We start from the raw sequence: 15,793 nt of genomic DNA, 5'->3' as shown, positions 1-15,793 counted from the left end.
GCGCTAGAGAACATCATCAAAGTCGCTCGTCGGACGATTTCGCAAGTCCTGCGTCGGCATCGGAGTCTCCGGAATCATGCCCTGTGGCCGTGGTGGACGCGAATTGCGAGTAGGACGCATCTGGGATGCCCGCGTCGGCGTCGGCGCGTTCACTGGCGTGGGGCCAGAGACCGGAGAGGTCGTCGGGGCCGCTGATGCCGTCGGCATGCCGCCCGGCTGAATCGACGTCGGCGCACTTACTGAAGTCGGGGCGTCAATGCCGCCCACATCACCGATACCGCCGGCGGAGCCAATCGGGCCGGACGCTGTAATGGGTCCGGAGCCTTGCTCGTCATCGACGTCCAACCAATCAGGTCGCTCATTTGCTTTACGACGGTCATGGAGACGACAAATCTGGATTGCGATTTCCACCAGCAACGTCAGTGCCGTTGCCATTGCGACCATGGATATTGGTTCCTGCCCCGGAGTCATGAAGGCCGCAAAGATGAACAGCGACATAATGATGATGCTGCGCTTGTCCTTGATGCTCTCGTAGGTAACGACACCGGCCATGTTCAACATGACCAGGAAAAGCGGAACCTCAAAGCTCACGCCAAAGCAGACGATGAGCGCCAAGAGGAAACCGAAGTATTGCGAACCGGTGAGTGCAGAAATTTGCGTCTCTTCACCAATCTGGAGCAAGAACTCCAGACCGATGGCGACAACGTAGTAGGCCAGGACGGAACCCATGACAAACAGCAGCGCGGCGGCAGTCACAACTCTGCGCGTGGTGCGGCGTTCCTTCCGAACCAAGCCGGGAGTGATGTAGGCCCAAATCTGGTAGAGCCACCATGGCGACGACATCACCAGACCGGCCAGCGCACCGACCTTCAGTCGCAGCATGAACATTTCAAACGGACTGGTCGCCAGCAGACGACACTCCGCGCCCTCACCGCCGCCGAGACGCATCTCGGGTGGAAGCTGACAGTACGGATCCTTGAGCAACTCACCCAGGGACTTAAAGTGCACAGGGCCAACATTGACCGAGGTAAACGGTATGCGGAACTGACCAATGGTAAAGGCGGTCTGATACCAGATAAAGCCCACAACAGTGCCGACGGCAATACCAGCGAGGGCGAGAACGAGGCGACGCCGGAGCTCTTGAATGTGCTCGACAATAGTCATCACGCCCTCGGGATTGCGCCTACGCTGGCGCTTCCGAGGACGTGATGTGGATGTAGCTGAAGTCACGCTTCAACCGGCCTTCTACTACTGCTGCGGCTGGCCAGGGTTGTTCTGGCCAGGCTGCGGCTGGTACGGCTGCTGCGGCTGAGCCTGCGGTGCCTGCTGCTGGTACTGCTGCTGCGGCTGGTACGGCTGCTGTGGCTGGGCCTGCGGAGCCTGCTGAATTGCAGCCTGCTCCTGGTGCTCGTCATCGTTGCGCATTTCCTTGACTTCGGACTTGAAGATACGCATGGAGCGGCCGAGCGAACGTGCGGCATCCGGCAACTTCTTTGCACCAAAGAGCAAGACAAGAACGACCAGGATAATGATGATTTCCCAGGGACCTAGGTTCGGCATCCGCTTAGAGACCTTTCAAATGAATACAAATACAAGTGGCAAGTTGCCACATCGTGCGCGATTTAAGCTTTGATTTAAGCCTTGTCGTTTCGACCATACTCTGCCAAAGCTTCGCGGGCTCGCGCAACAACGGCGTTTTTCAATTTTAAGGGCTCAGCGACCGTTACGCTCGGTGAACGGCGGAGCACAAAGGAGACTGTTGCGGCCAAGTCGGACATCGGCACGTCAGCGACAAATTCCGACTGCCCTAAGCCTTGGTCAGAGACCAGTTCGGTATCCTCTTCTTCTCCCTCATCTTCAGTAAAGAAGACCGGTTCATAGTCTGCGATCCAGGTGGCGTCGGCGTCGATAAGCACACTTGCCCATTCGGACGTTCCCGTTTCCGCACCAAAGGCGTGGGGATCACGGATATCGACAGGCTCGGGGCGGTGGAAACCGGAGGGAGTGTCGAGGACCTCGGCGGCCTCCAGGCGGTCGACGCGGAAGCTCTTCTGACGACGGTCTTCCTGCGCACGGTCGACAGCGCGGAGATACGTCGTGGATTCAACTGTATAAACGTTGACACAGTCAAGCTCACGGACTGTAATCTGCCCTGAGGCATTCCGGTAGCGCACCTTCAACACCTTGCGCTGATGCAGCGCGGAATAAATCTGCTCAGAAAAGGAAAAGGCCTTGCCATTTTCCGCAGCGGTCGAGTCAATGATGGGGACGTTTATTCCCAGAGCACTGCGTAGTTTTGTCGCGGCCGTCTGCGCGGCCTCGGAGGAAGTGGTGGCTGCGGAGTCCTCGATGGTTTCCAGGATGAGCAGCAAGGTCGCGGTTTCTTCGGCTGTGAGCGCACGTGGCTGGCTGAGCACCGTTGCCTGAGGGCGAATACGGACATCAAAGCTGTTGCGGTAATCAACTTCAAAAGCCCGCACTCCGAGGAGTCCCGGCTGGTCAATATCTGCAATCTGTTCCACGATTGCCCGAATTCGGGCAAAAGGTATGGCCAGTTCGGTAGCGGCCTCTGTCATTGAACGGTGCTGCGAAAAGTACGGTACGACCGCCAACAACTCGTCGACACTGACACCTGCGTCCAGTTCCCGGGCTGCATGCACTGTCATTAGTTGCCCTCCAAAGCGTTCTTCGCACCATTCGAACCGCCATGGCGAGCGAGTACCTGCTCCAACCGAGCAATAATCTCCGACCGTGCCTCTTCAGGTGATTCCACAATCAAATCCGGTGCGTAACTCAAACCTGTGGACACAATCTCACTCACAGGTGCCGCTGGCAGCTCGTAGCGCCCATCCCCCAACGCGGTCGCTTTCATCACCACATCAGCGCAGGTATTCGGAGCGATACGAACAACCGCCTGATAGGTCTTGCCACCGCGGTGCAACATGTTTTCCGCAATCTGTTGCAAGTCACCATCGGGCATTGGCTGGGTCGCCGACGTCCCTGTATCCGACACATCGCGGATACGGCTGAGCCGGAACATACGCGCGGCCTCACGCTGCGGATCAAAGCCCAACACATAAAAGCGCCCGCGCAGGTTAATCAGACCCCACGGCTCCAGCATGCGCAGTTCATCATCCACGCCGTACTGGCGGGAGTACCACATCTCCACTGTCCGGCGCGGCGAGGTCATCGCGGTCAGCAGTGTGCTGAAATCCACTCGACTCATATCCACCGCATCGGCCACCACCACCGACTCATCCGGCTTCGCAATGGCGCTGCGCTGCGCAAACGATGCGAGCTTCCGCCACGCCGCCACAGCCGTCGAGCTCAGCTCCTCCGAACCAAACGCCGCATTCGCCGCCTGGAAAACCACCGAAGCCTCCGCTTCAGTGAACTCGGGGTCGTGCTGGGGCCACCGTAGTCTGTTCAGGCGCAGACGTTTGACCTTATCGCCCGCGCTTGACGACGAAACCTCCACCGGGACCCCGGCTGCCAGGAGTGCCGCGGTGTCCGCACGTAAATAACGAGCCCGGGAATCCTCGGAAACACGGGAGTAACCCTCGACATGTTTGGAGATCCACGACTCGCTGACCCACCCGGTGTCGTCGGCAAGCGCCAACAGCAGCTGAACCTGACGTTGGTTCTCACTGATCGCAGCGGATCCGGGGTTTTCCGATACCGGTGAGACAGACACGACTGTGGGGCTCCTTTTCCTGGGGCAGTTTCCGGGGACGGAACTAGTTATTCGAATCCGTATCCGAGGTCTTCTTCGCGGCCGTCAGAATCTCGATCATCTCATTGACCTCATCGTTTTCCGTGGCAAAGGGGTCGCCGAGCATAGTGGAGATGGGATCGTCGCCGGAGATTTTCAGGTGTGTCCAGTCCACTACGGTCTTCAAACTGGAGTCTTCGGCTGCAACGAGGAAATCACCGCGCAGCTTCGCACGAGTAGTTGGCGGTGCGATGCGGACCGCCTCAGCGACCTGCTCATCGGTAATCCACCGCGAGGCAATACCACGGGCTTCCAGCGCACGGAAGATGCCTCGGCCGGGACGGATGTCGTGGTAGGCCAAGTCGATTTGATGAAGCTTGGGGTCCTCCAGCGTTAGACCGCGATCCAGGTAGCGTTTCATGAGCGAGTACTTAATGGCCCAGTCAATGTCGTGCTCAATGAGAGACCAGTCACCGGTTTCCACGGCATCCAGCGCGCGACCCCACAGCTCGACGATGCGGCCCATTTCCTCGTTGGACGTGCCGGCCCCGGCAATGCCCTTGTCTTCATTGACCATGTTTTCTTCGCGGACCTTCAGCCACTCCGTCGCAGCGTCCAGGAACTCGCGTTGAATCTGCAGTGCGGTGGCAGTTTCGCCACTGCGCAGTGGAATCTCGGCCTTGCCGGTCATATCGCGGCTCACCGCACGGATGGACTTGATTTCGTTGGCGACTTCGAAGTCCGGCAACTTCACGCCGGCTTCAATCATCTCCAGTACCAGCTGAGTGGAGCCAATTTTGAGCGCAGTCGTCGTCTCACTCATGTTGGAGTCGCCCACGATGACGTGCAAGCGGCGGAATCGGTTGGAGTCCGCGTGTGGCTCATCGCGAGTGTTAATAATCGGCCGGGAGCGCGTCGTTGCACTGGAGACGCCCTCCCACACATGATCCGCGCGCTGCGAGAAGCAGTACTGAATCGGATCGTTGTGATACGGCGAGGTTGGGTACGGCAGGAAAATCTTCCCCGCGCCACAGATGAGCTGTCGCGTAACCAAGAAAGGTAGCAGCAGCTTGGACAGGGACTTCAGTCCCAGTTCACGTCCAACCAGGTAGTTTTCGTGACAACCGTAGGAGTTACCGACGGTATCAACGTTGTTCTTCAGCAGGTAGACCTTGCCACCGATGCCCTCGTCGGCAAGCTCTGCTTCAGCCTTTTCAGCGAGTTCATTCAAGATGACCTCGCCCGAGCGGTCGTACGCTACCAGCTGCGAGACCGAATCGCACTCAGCGGTAGCGTACTCCGGGTGGCTTCCGACATCGAGGTACATACGACCAGCATTGGGGGTGAAAATGTTGGTTGCCCCGTACTTAGCGATCACCGGGCGGAACATGTAGCGGGCAATCTCATCCGGTCCCAGACGGCGCGAGCCATCCAGCGTCAGAGTGATGCCGAACTCGGTCTCAATACCGGTGATGCGTCGGGTCAACGCCTGTGCCGGTACCGGTGTCGGCGTTGCTTCCGGCTCCTGCTGCCCTACCTGCTGGTCAGTCACTTTTTACTGGCCACCCTTCTGGACATACGAACGCACGAACTCCTCGGCGTTGTTCTCCAGCAGACCATCAATTTCATCCAGCAGGTCGTCAGCAGCTGCAACGTGCTCCTGAGCCTGACCGCCGCCAGCGACCTCGCCGAACTCTTCCTCGTCGCCTCCGCCGGAACCGCCGCCGAAAACCTGAGTGTTACCAGCCATGATATTGCTCCTTAAAAATGAACTTTTGAGTATTACTGCTCTATTACTGCACTATGTGTGCCTATTGTTCGCGGATAGCCCCGAGAGTACGCAGATGCTCAACCACCTTGGCCACTGTCTCCGCAGACTCCAACACGTCACCGCATTCTGCGGCAGTGAAACGGTCAACTTCATCCAGCGTAATGTAGGCCAGCGTAATTCCAGGCGACTCCACGTCACGAGTGCTCCGATACACCCCCGCGGTGTCCACCACCAAGCTGGTCCAACTGCCCGCGACGACATCCTTGCCAAAGCGGCGCAGAATGCCACCGCGTACATACGCACGCGTAGACTCCGGTGCGTATTCAACCGCTCGGTCGACTTCTTCCTCGGTCACGAGTGTGCGCATCGAACCGCGGCGCACCAGCGCATGGTACAGCCCACGAGCAGGGTCAATATCCGAGTACTGAATATCAATCAACGCCAACTTCGGGTGGTCCCAGCCCGCGCCCAGGCGGGTACGCAGGCCCTCCATGAGGTTGTATTTCGCCACCCAATCCAGCAGATGGGCTGCCTTGCGGGGGTCGTCGGAAAGCACGTCGAGCACTTCACGCCAGAGCTTGACGACGTCGCCCTGCTGGTCGTAGCTCTCCACGCGACGCAGGTACTCGTACTGCATTTCCACTGCGGACATCCACGTGACATGGTCTGCCAGCTGCAGCTTCTCGGTGCAAGTCAAGTCTCGGGAGACCTTATGGACGGCCTCGACGGGGTTGCGGAGCTGCAGGTCGTCGAAACGCACGCCGTCCTCGATGGCGTCGATGACCAAACCTGTGGTGCCCAGCTTGAGGAAGGTGGCGACCTCGCTCATGTTGGCATCACCGATGATGACGTGCAGGCGGCGGAAGCGATCGGAGTCTGCGTGTGGTTCATCGCGGGTGTTGATGATGCCGCGGTTCAAAGTGGTCTCCAGCGAGACCTCAGTCTCGATGTAGTCCGCGCGCTGCGAAATCTGGAAACCCGACTCCTGCCCCGTCTGCCCCAGACCCACGCGACCAGCGCCCGTGAACACCTGGCGGGTGACGAAAAACGGCGTCAGACCGGCGACGATGTCATCGAACTCGGTTTCTCGGGAGAAAAGGTAGTTCTCGTGGGCACCATACGAGGCGCCCTTGCCATCGACATTGTTGCGGTAGAGCTTCAGCATCGGACCTGGATTGCCCTCAGCATCGGTGGCTTCGGCGGCAAGCTGAGCTGCGCGCAGCATAATCTTGTCACCTGCGCGGTCAGCGATAACCGCCTCGCGGGCGGTTGCCGTCTCCGGTGAGGAGTACTCCGGGTGCGCGTGATCGACGTAGAAACGGGCACCATTTTGCACCAGCAGGTTTGCAGCGCCGACGGCATTCGGGTCAACAATCGGTGGCTGGTGGTAACGGCGCAGGTCGAAACCACGGCTGTCGCGCAGTGGCGACTCTGGTGCGTAATCCCAGCGGATGCGCCCCGACAGGCCCTCCTCCTGCTCATGCGCGAAAGCGAGCACGGCCTGCGTGGAGGTGAGAATTGGGCTGACATCCGGGTTGTCCGGGCTGGAAATGCCGTACTCAATCTCCGTGCCGAAGAAGCGGTTCGACTGTGCAGAACTGGCGGCGGATTTAGCCATGGCGAATCACCTCGACCGAGGCAACGCGCGCCGCTGGACGACCGGAGATGCGAGCCCACTCATCCGGGTTCGAGGTGTTTGGCAGGTCCTCGTTCTGCGCGAACTCCTCCGCCACTGCAGACAGCAGGTGATCCAAGCTAATACCAGCCTCGCCGCCAGCGATAACCGACTTGATGGCGGACTTCTTCGCACGGTCGACGATGTTGGAAATCATCGCGCCGGAGTTGAAATCGCGGTAGTACATAACCTCGCTGGTGCCATCTGCATAGCGAATTCGCACGTACTCGTTTTCTACTGTCTTGGCGTACATCCGCTCAACAACCTGGTCAATGAGGTGTGCGACATTCTGCTCCACCCCACCGCGCGCTTCCACCTCGGCTGCGTTGTACGGCAGCTCAGGGGGCAAGTACTTGCGGAAGATATCCTTCGCCGCAGCCTCATTCGGGCGCTCAATGCGGATTTTCACATCCAGGCGTCCCGGGCGCAGAATTGCTGGGTCAATCATCTCCTCGCGGTTGGTGGCACCAATCACGATGACGTTTTCCAGCCCCTCCACACCGTCAAGTTCACTGAGCAGCTGCGGAACCACAGTGTTCTCCATATCCGAGGAGATGCCCGAACCACGAGTGCGGAAAATCGAGTCCATCTCATCGAAGAAGACAATAACCGGCTTGCCATCCTCAGCAATGTCGCGAGCGCGGTCAAAAATCAGGCGAATCTGACGCTCCGTCTCACCCACGAACTTGTTCAGCAGCTCCGGGCCCTTGACATTCAAGAAGTACGACTGCGCCCGCTGCGCCTCCGACTCGGTTTTACCTCGGGATAGCGCAATCTTGCGAGCCAACGAATTAGCCACAGCCTTGGCAATCAGCGTCTTACCATTGCCGGGAGGGCCGTAGAGCAGCACACCCTTCGGAGGACGCAGGTTGTATTGCTCAAACAGTTCTGGCTGCAGGAACGGCATCTCCACGGCGTCGTGAATCTGCTCAATCTGACTATCCAGACCACCGATATCCGTGTAGGTGACATCCGGTACCTCTTCCAGCACCAGGTTTTCCACCTCGGACTTCGGAATGACCTCAAACGCATAGCCCGACTTGCGGTCAATCATCACCGAGTCCCCCGGCTTCGGCGACAGATCCCCCGCCAGAGACACCACGAATTCCTCACCGTGAGTATCCGAGGCCAAAATGCGCTCCCGATCCGGCAGCACCTCACGAACATTGGCGATGTCGCCGCTTTCCGGATAACCGCAGTCCTCCACGATTATCGAGCCCTCATTCAGACGCACCTGCGCGCCCGGCCGAAGCGCCCGCTCGTTAATCTCCGGCTGCACCCGCAGGCGCATCCGTCGATTTCCGGTAAACACCTCTGCGGTGCCCTTCTCCGGTCCTGGCTTAAGGAAAATACCGTACGTGCTAGGCGGCTCCAGCATGTCCTCCATGTCTTGGCGCAGTAGCTCTAGCTTGTTACGGGAGTCCCGCAACAGCTCAACCAGGCGATTATTACGAATGCCGAGGTTGTAGTTCTTCTGCTCAAGATCACGGATTTTGTCAGACGGCGTTGTCATGTATCCCAGATTACCCATAGGGCCAGATGCCGTTGTTGCTTGGTCGATTTAGACCGTGTGTCGCATCACGTTACGACGGCTACACCTCCCAGCGGGTAGCGGCGGGTCTAGAGCTTCTTTTGATTTCGTCGCTGTGGGCGCGGAGGCACCGTGCCGTCGGCAAGCCTGCGTGCCCACACCAGGAATGCGGTATGTGCCTGCATACGGTGCGCCGGGCGGACGGAGAGATCCTGAACATTCCAGTCGCGGACCAGGGATTCCCAGGCGCGTGGTTCGGTGAAGCACTTCTGCGCGCGGATGCCCTCCATGACCTTCATTAGCTGCGGAACAGTGGCGACATAGACCATGAGCACGCCGCCAGGCTGAAGAACCTTCGAAACGGTGTCCAGGCATTCCCATGGAGCGAGCATGTCCAGAATGACTCGGTCGACCGGGCCGCCGAGCGACTCGACGGAGGCCTCGTTGAGATCGCCCAGGCGCAAGTCCCAGTTGTCGGGCTTGTGACCCATGAAGTCGACAACGTTGCGTTCCGCGTGCTCGATGTGGTCCTCGCGGACCTCGTAGGAAATAAGCTGCCCGTCAGCGCCGATGGCGCGGAGCAGGTTGAGGCTGAGCGCGCCGGAGCCAGCGCCGGCCTCCAACACGCGCGCACCTGGGAAGATGTCGCCCTCGACGATGATCTGTGCAGCATCCTTCGGGTAAATCACCGCAGCACCGCGCGGCATGGACAGGACGTAATCGACCAGCAAGTGACGCATGGCCAGGTAGACGGTGCCTTCGCTGGAGGTGACGGTGGTGCCTTCCTTGGCGCCGATGAGGTCGTCGTGGAGGATGGTGCCGCGGTGAGTGAAGAACTTGCCACCCTCCTCGAGGATGACGGTGAAGTGGCGATTCTTCGAGTCAGTCAGCTGGACTCGGTCGCCGACCTGGAATGGTCCGCTCAATGCCATAGGTGTGTGGGCTCCTTTTGGGGTTTGGTTGGGTCGGGGTGGGTCTGGTTCGGTTTGGTTGGGTCGGGTTGTGTCGGGTGCAGCCAAATCCGGGCGGTACTCTAACCTGGCTAGTATGCCCGACAATGCCCAAAGTTCTAAGTCAGCAGTTCAGCCTTCCCGCCGCTCTAAGTTGGCGCTGTCGCCGTCGAGAGCTAATGACTACCGCCAGTGCCCGCTGAAGTACCGGTTCCGTGCGATTGACAAGATTCCGGAGCCGTCGACTGTCGCGCAGGTCAAGGGCACGTTGGTGCATGCTGTGCTCGAACAGATGCATGCCTGGCCCCGTGAAGAACGCACTTACCCCGCAGCGGTGAAACGGCTGAAGCCGACCTGGGAGGACATGCGTGCAAAGGACGAGGAACTGATTGAGCTAGTTCCGGAGGATGATTACTACGACTTCCTGGTCGAATGCCGCGGCCTGCTCAAGGGGTATTTCATGATGGAAAACCCCATGGGCTTCGATGCGGCCGAGATGGAAAAGTTCGTTCAGCTGGTTATCGATCCGGATGCGGATCAGACTGTGCCATTGTCAGTGCCACTTCGTGGTTTTATCGACCGCGTCGATATTGCCCCGACCGGTGAGGTCCGGATTGTCGACTACAAGACGGGCAAGAAGCCCTCTCCTCGCTTCCAGGATGAGGCGCTCTTCCAGATGCGGTTTTACGCGCTGGTGTGGTGGCGGCTCACCGGTCGTATCCCGGAACAGCTGCGGTTGATGTACCTGAAGGTTGCCGATGACCTGGTGCTGAGTCCCAACGCGACAGAATTAGAGGCCTTCCAAGCGGAGATTGCCGACTTGTGGTCGGCGATCGTGCGCGACGGTGAAAACGGTGACTTTGTACCGAAGAAGTCCAAGCTCTGCGGGTGGTGTTCTTTCCAGGAGATGTGCCCTGCCTATGGCGGGGTCACACCGGAGTACCCCGGTTGGCCGGGTGCTGTCGGCGATGGCGGCACTGAGTAAAAGCTGCGGATGGGGTGGCTCTCGCGGCGAACTTAGCTTTCGCGGGGTGCCACCGTCGGCGGTAACGGTGTCAGTACAAGTTACTGACTAGGTTTATGACAGGTGAATGGACTTAACCGCTTCGATTTTGTCATAAACCTAGTCAGTTTCTCTATGCGGTGTTCTAGGTAGCCCCCCACTACAGCAGTGCGCTGCCGAAGGCGAAACCGAACGCGACGGACAGGGCAATACATAAGGTGCCTGGGATGATGAACGAGTGGTTAAACACGTATTTGCCAATTCGGGTTGTGCCAGTGTCGTCCATCTCCACCGCGGCAAGGAGCGTCGGGTAAGTAGGCAGTACGAATAGCGCGGAAGTCGCTGCGAAGGAAGCAATCGCAGTGATGGGAGAAACTCCCACCGCGAGTGCAGCGGGCATGATGGCCTTTGCCGTGGCCGCCTGCGAGTACAGCAATGCGGCCGCAAAGAATAGCACGATTGCCAGCATCCACGGCATTGTGGTCAGTAGGCTGCCGGACGCGGCCTTAATGTCGTCGATGTAGTGGTTGATAATTGTGGTTCCCAGCCACGCCACACCGAGAACGCAGACGCTGGCGGACATGCCCGATTTGAACACCGGTGTGTTCAAAATGGTTGCCGCGTCCAACTTGCAGGCCAGCACGATAACAGTGGCGGCGGTCAACATGATTGACATGATCGCCTCGTTTCGTGGGAGCGTGGGGTCAGCGATGAGGCCGACCTGTTCAGTGCTGATGGTCGCGTAGACCATCACCGCGAGAATCGAGAGTAGGAAAATCGCCACGGACCACTTGGCCGACTTGGTTGGCACGTATTCGCTCATCTGGCCACGTGGCTTGGAGACTAACCCCTTTTCCAAGCGGCTTTGATACTCCGGATCGTCGTCAAGCTCTTTGCCTAGGTGATTCGTGACAAAGGCGGTCGGAAGGATGGCGAGGAACGTCGAAGGAATGACAATCGCCAGGAGTGTGAGATAACCAACGCCGCGGGGTTCCATGAGCGAAGCCATCAGCACCACAGCCGCTGAAATGGGTGATGCCGTAATCGCCAACTGAGATGCGATGACCGCCACGGACAGCGGGCGGGACGGGCGAACGCCTCCCTCCTTGGATACTTCGGCGATAACTGGGAGGGTGGAAAATGCGGTGTGGCCGGTGCCGGCGAGCAGTGTCATCAGGTAGGTGACAACCGGGGCCCAGTAGGTGATGTGTCGCGGATTCTTGCGCAGCAACCGTTCGGCAATGTGGACGAGATAGTCCATGCCTCCGGCCTTCTGCATAGCGGCAATTGCCGCGATTACCGACATAATGATGCCGATGACATCGAACGGAATGTCGTCTTTGGTGACCGGAACCCCGGTGATGCCCAGCGCCAAAACGCCCAGCCCACCGGCGAACCCGATAGCAATTGAACCAAGACGCGCGCCAAGGAGGATCGCTGTTAGAACGATAGAGATTTGGACGGCAACTAACATGTGTATCTCCGAAAAGTCACTCGTTAGACTTGTTGCCGCTTAGGACAAATCGTCGAGGCGAGACTCCCCTGCCACGTAGCGCTTCCCCCGGTATTCCGGGTGCATGAGGTTCTCGGTGCTCAGGACCTGGTTGAGCTCCTTCTCGTCCATCAGCCCGCGTTCGAGGACAATGTCCCGGACGGAGCGGCCAGTGCGAGCGGCTTCCTTGCCAATCATATCGCCCTCGTGGTGGCCAATGACCGGATTCAGGTAGGTCACGATACCGATGGAGTTTTCCACATAGCCGCGGCAAACTTCCGGGTTAGCGGTGATGCCGGTAATGCACTTGTCGCGCAGAGTGTCGGTAGCACTGCGCAGCAGTTCAATCGACTCGAAGAGGCATGCGCCGATGACAGGCTCCATCACGTTTAGCTGCAACTGGCCAGCCTCGGCTGCCCAGGTCAGGGTCACGTCGTTGCCGAAGACCTTGAAGCAGGCCTGGTTCGCGACCTCTGGGATTACCGGGTTAACCTTTGCCGGCATAATCGAAGACCCAGCGGCGCGCTCCGGAAGGTTGATTTCATTCAGTCCGGCTCGTGGACCCGATGCCAGCAGGCGCAGGTCGTTGCACATCTTGGAAATCTTCATGGCCGCGCGCTTCAGGGATGCATGCACGCTGACGTAGGCGCCGGTATCGCTGGTGGCTTCGATTAGGTCCTTCGCAGAGGTCACCTTAAAGCCACTGACCTCACGCAGCGCCTGGGTCACGGCCTCGCGGTAGCCTGCCGGCGCATTTACACCGGTACCGATAGCGGTTGCTCCCAGGTTGATTTGCAGCAGGCGTGCCGACGCAGTTGCGATGGACTCCTGCTCTTCCTCAAGGTTGTGGGCAAATGCGTGGAAAGCCTGTCCCAGGGTCATTGGAACGGCATCCTGCAGCTGCGTGCGGCCCATTGTGATGATGTCGTTGAATTCATCACCCTTGGCGTGTAGGGCCTCAACCAGGGAGTCGAAGCGCTTCTGCAAGCTCAGTAGCGACATGTGGATAGCAAGACGGAAACCTGTTGGGTAGGCGTCGTTGGTTGACTGGCACTGGTTGACATCATCGTTGGGGTGAATGACGTCGTATCGGCCCTTTTCCAGACCGAGCAGTTCCAGAGCGAGGTTAGCGATGACCTCGTTGGTGTTCATGTTGAGACTGGTGCCAGCGCCACCCTGGAAGACATCGATTGGAAACTGATCCATGCAGCGTCCCTTTTCCAGGATTTCATCACATGCGGCGACAATGATGTCTGCAACATCGCTGGGCAGCGTGTGGACGCGCTGGTTGGCAATGGCCGTGGCCTTCTTAACCATCACCATGCCACGAATGAATTCGGGCACGTCGTTGATGGTCTTGGCTGAGATTTGGTAGTTGTCGATTGCGCGCAGGGTGTGGATGCCGTAGTAAGCCTCTGCCGGAACCTCCATAGAGCCAAGCAGGTCGACCTCGGTACGTGTTGCGGACATGTGGAAGCAATCCCTTCTAGCCTTTTAGCAGGCCTAGTAGACGCAGCCTTGTGGGCCACATTTAGTGGCGATGATTGGTTACACCGCCAAAACTACAGTGCTGGCGCAACTGCCGCTTTTCCGGCATAAGGGGACTATGTCAGTACGGCTAACGCCGTGCGCATGCTCAGTGCCAAGCCTACTACTTACGTCGACGTAGGTGGGAGTGAAAATGCATTGGTCAGTTCCCCGCTCGAGATGGGGATCCATCTCGAAATGGGCCCCTACTTGAGACGGCACGCCCCCTCACCCCTCGAGCAGGTCACGTCTCCACTAAATACGCGCGATACGGATATTCGAAGCCAAGATCGCCTCGGCACCAATCTTTGCCAGTGCGTCCATGAGCGGGTTGGCCTCTGCCTTCGGAACTAGCGCGCGAACTGCTACCCAATCCTCGTTAGCCAGCGGCGACACGGTCGGGCCGGACAGCCCCGGGGTGAGCTTGGATGCCTCTTCCAGCGCGGACGCACGGATGTTGTAGTCAATCATCAAGTACGTCTTGGCATGCAGAATGCCGGTCATGCGACGCAGGAACACCTGCTGCTCCTCGGTGACCTCTACACCCTTGCGTCCGACAACAACTGCCTCAGAGCTGACCAAAACATCGCCGAATGGCTTCAATCCCTGCTTGCGCAGGGTGCGACCGGTGGAGACAACATCGGCGATAACGTCGGCAACTCCCAAGCGGATGGAAATCTCCACTGCACCATCAAGGCGAATGACGGTGGCGTTAATGCCACGAGCCTTCAGATCCTCGCGCACCAGATTCGGGTACGAGGTGGCAATGCGCTTGCCCTCCAGAGCTTCTACGGTCCACTCCTCATCGGCCGGAGCGGCGTAGCGGAAGGTCGAGGCGCCGAAGCCCAGATTCAGAACCTCATCGACCGGAGCCAGCGAGTCAGCGGCCAGGTCGCGGCCGGTGATGCCCAAATCCAGATGGCCGTTGCCAACGTAGATAGGAATATCCTTCGGGCGGAGGAAGAAAAACTCAATGTCGTTGGCTTCGTCGTGGATGGTCAGGCTCTTGGAGTCGCCTCGACCCGGGTAGCCAGCTTCCTTCAGGATTTCGACTGCCGCCTCGGACAGCGATCCCTTGTTGGGCACGGCAATACGCAGCATGGTGTTGATTTCTCCTACAGGTACTTGTAAACATCCTCGGGGCTCAGCCCGCGACCGACCATGACCACCTGCAGCCAGTACAACAGCTGCGAAATCTCCTCTGCGAGGGCTTCGTCAGATTCGTGCTCAGCTGCAAGCCAGACCTCACCGGCCTCTTCGACAATTTTCTTGCCCTGGAAATGCACACCAGCGTCCAGCGCCTTGACTGTGCCCGATCCCTCGGGGCGCGACTGTGCTTTTTCCTTCAGCTCTGCAAACAGGTCATCAAAGTTCTTCACCCGGTCTATTGTTCCATGTCGTCTACTCGCCCGCGAAAGCAGCCCGCAATAAGCCCAAATTCGAGGTATCCAAATTGCCCGAAATGAAGCGCGCCGGGGGTACTAACGTCCCCACATCAGCCTGCGAAACGCTCACATCCGGCATTGGATTCCACACCACCGTGCATCCCGCAGCGAGTGCAGAGCGCACCCCCGTTGAGGAATCTTCGATAGCCAGGCAGTCCTCTGGCGCAAATCCGGCTAGCTCTGCGCCACGCAAGTACGGATCCGGTGCCGGTTTGCCGTTGGCCACCTCATCGCTACACACTGTTGCGGCGAAGTGCTGCTCCCCCATGACATCAATGCAGGGTTGCGCCACGTGCCGACGGGTATTGGTCACCAACACCACCGGAATGTCAGCAGCCCGGGCCTGGTCCAAAATCGCCGGCACACCCGGGCGCCACTCCACCCCATGTTCTAGAACCAATTCAGTGAAGCGACCTTCGACGAATTGGGAGCCCGAGGCAAACAGCTCGTCGTCAAGCGTGCGTCCCGCATGATCAGCACAAATCGACAGCGTGTCCCAGAGCGTGTTGCCGACGCACTGCATGCGCAACTCCGGAGTCAGGCGGCGGCCTACGAATTCCGAGAGGTCGTACGTGGCAATCTCCCACAGAGGTTCCGTGTTGATGAGGCTGCCGTCCATGTCCCACAAAATTGCTTTCACACCATGCGACTATGCCAGGCAATCAAGCATTTAGCGATTATGTCAGG

Annotated in this window: 15 protein-coding genes; 1 reads left to right on the top strand and 14 read right to left on the bottom strand. The window is 58.8% G+C overall.

Going from position 1 to position 15,793, the window contains the following annotated elements; all coding sequences use genetic code 11:
- Positions 1-3: 3 nt before the first annotated feature.
- The 9 genes from tatC to ADM64_RS06045 all read right to left on the bottom strand — a co-directional run bounded on the left by tatC (position 4) and on the right by ADM64_RS06045 (position 9,621).
- Positions 4-1,230, bottom strand: a complete 1,227-nt coding sequence (gene tatC / locus ADM64_RS06085) for a twin-arginine translocase subunit TatC (protein WP_065421641.1) — start codon at positions 1,228-1,230, stop codon at positions 4-6.
- 18 nt (positions 1,231-1,248) lie between these two features.
- The gene (gene tatA / locus ADM64_RS06080; RefSeq protein ID WP_049170543.1) at positions 1,249-1,560 is read right to left on the bottom strand and encodes a Sec-independent protein translocase subunit TatA; all 312 of its coding nucleotides are present in this window, start codon (positions 1,558-1,560) and stop codon (positions 1,249-1,251) included.
- 74 nt (positions 1,561-1,634) lie between these two features.
- Complete coding sequence (locus ADM64_RS06075; protein WP_049170545.1) at positions 1,635-2,666, bottom strand: helix-turn-helix transcriptional regulator; 1,032 nt, start codon at positions 2,664-2,666, stop codon at positions 1,635-1,637.
- Positions 2,666-3,694, bottom strand: coding sequence for a helix-turn-helix transcriptional regulator (locus ADM64_RS06070; protein WP_049189894.1), 1,029 nt, complete (start codon positions 3,692-3,694; stop codon positions 2,666-2,668). The genes ADM64_RS06075 and ADM64_RS06070 overlap by 1 nt, the downstream gene beginning before the upstream one ends.
- A 43-nt stretch (positions 3,695-3,737) precedes the next feature.
- Positions 3,738-5,198: a Pup--protein ligase gene (pafA, locus tag ADM64_RS06065; RefSeq protein WP_049193530.1), complete on the bottom strand. Its 1,461-nt coding sequence runs from the start codon at positions 5,196-5,198 to the stop codon at positions 3,738-3,740.
- Between the two features lie 69 nt (positions 5,199-5,267).
- Complete coding sequence (locus ADM64_RS06060) at positions 5,268-5,462, bottom strand: ubiquitin-like protein Pup (RefSeq protein WP_005510795.1); 195 nt, start codon at positions 5,460-5,462, stop codon at positions 5,268-5,270.
- 61 nt (positions 5,463-5,523) lie between these two features.
- Complete coding sequence (gene dop / locus ADM64_RS06055) at positions 5,524-7,101, bottom strand: depupylase/deamidase Dop (RefSeq protein WP_049170549.1); 1,578 nt, start codon at positions 7,099-7,101, stop codon at positions 5,524-5,526.
- Positions 7,094-8,671: a proteasome ATPase gene (gene arc / locus ADM64_RS06050; protein WP_241486341.1), complete on the bottom strand. Its 1,578-nt coding sequence runs from the start codon at positions 8,669-8,671 to the stop codon at positions 7,094-7,096. Before arc ends, dop begins: the two co-directional genes overlap by 8 nt.
- Positions 8,672-8,778: 107 nt before the next feature.
- Positions 8,779-9,621, bottom strand: a complete 843-nt coding sequence (locus tag ADM64_RS06045; protein ID WP_049170556.1) for a tRNA (adenine-N1)-methyltransferase — start codon at positions 9,619-9,621, stop codon at positions 8,779-8,781.
- A 115-nt stretch (positions 9,622-9,736) separates the two neighbouring features.
- Between ADM64_RS06045 and ADM64_RS06040 the strand changes: the two genes are divergently transcribed.
- Entirely contained in the window at positions 9,737-10,624 is an 888-nt protein-coding gene (locus ADM64_RS06040; protein WP_049170646.1) for a RecB family exonuclease, read from the top strand.
- A gap of 178 nt (positions 10,625-10,802) precedes the next feature.
- Here ADM64_RS06040 and ADM64_RS06035 read toward each other — a convergent pair whose 3' ends face one another.
- The 5 genes from ADM64_RS06035 to ADM64_RS06015 all read right to left on the bottom strand — a co-directional run bounded on the left by ADM64_RS06035 (position 10,803) and on the right by ADM64_RS06015 (position 15,746).
- Positions 10,803-12,116 (bottom strand): anaerobic C4-dicarboxylate transporter, encoded by a 1,314-nt coding sequence (locus tag ADM64_RS06035; RefSeq protein WP_049193514.1) that lies wholly within the window; start codon positions 12,114-12,116, stop codon positions 10,803-10,805.
- Between the two features lie 39 nt (positions 12,117-12,155).
- Complete coding sequence (aspA, locus tag ADM64_RS06030; RefSeq protein ID WP_049193512.1) at positions 12,156-13,604, bottom strand: aspartate ammonia-lyase; 1,449 nt, start codon at positions 13,602-13,604, stop codon at positions 12,156-12,158.
- A gap of 312 nt (positions 13,605-13,916) precedes the next feature.
- Complete coding sequence (gene hisG, locus ADM64_RS06025; protein ID WP_016422792.1) at positions 13,917-14,762, bottom strand: ATP phosphoribosyltransferase; 846 nt, start codon at positions 14,760-14,762, stop codon at positions 13,917-13,919.
- 14 nt (positions 14,763-14,776) lie between these two features.
- Positions 14,777-15,040 (bottom strand): phosphoribosyl-ATP diphosphatase, encoded by a 264-nt coding sequence (locus ADM64_RS06020; protein WP_005510825.1) that lies wholly within the window; start codon positions 15,038-15,040, stop codon positions 14,777-14,779.
- A 22-nt stretch (positions 15,041-15,062) separates the two neighbouring features.
- Positions 15,063-15,746 (bottom strand): HAD family hydrolase, encoded by a 684-nt coding sequence (locus ADM64_RS06015; protein ID WP_080985620.1) that lies wholly within the window; start codon positions 15,744-15,746, stop codon positions 15,063-15,065.
- Between the last annotated feature and the right edge of the window lie 47 nt (positions 15,747-15,793).

Source organism: Corynebacterium sp. 401_CJEI (assembly GCF_001076435.1).
GTDB lineage: Bacteria > Actinomycetota > Actinomycetes > Mycobacteriales > Mycobacteriaceae > Corynebacterium > Corynebacterium jeikeium_D.
This window is presented reverse-complemented; position numbering and strand designations above follow the sequence as displayed.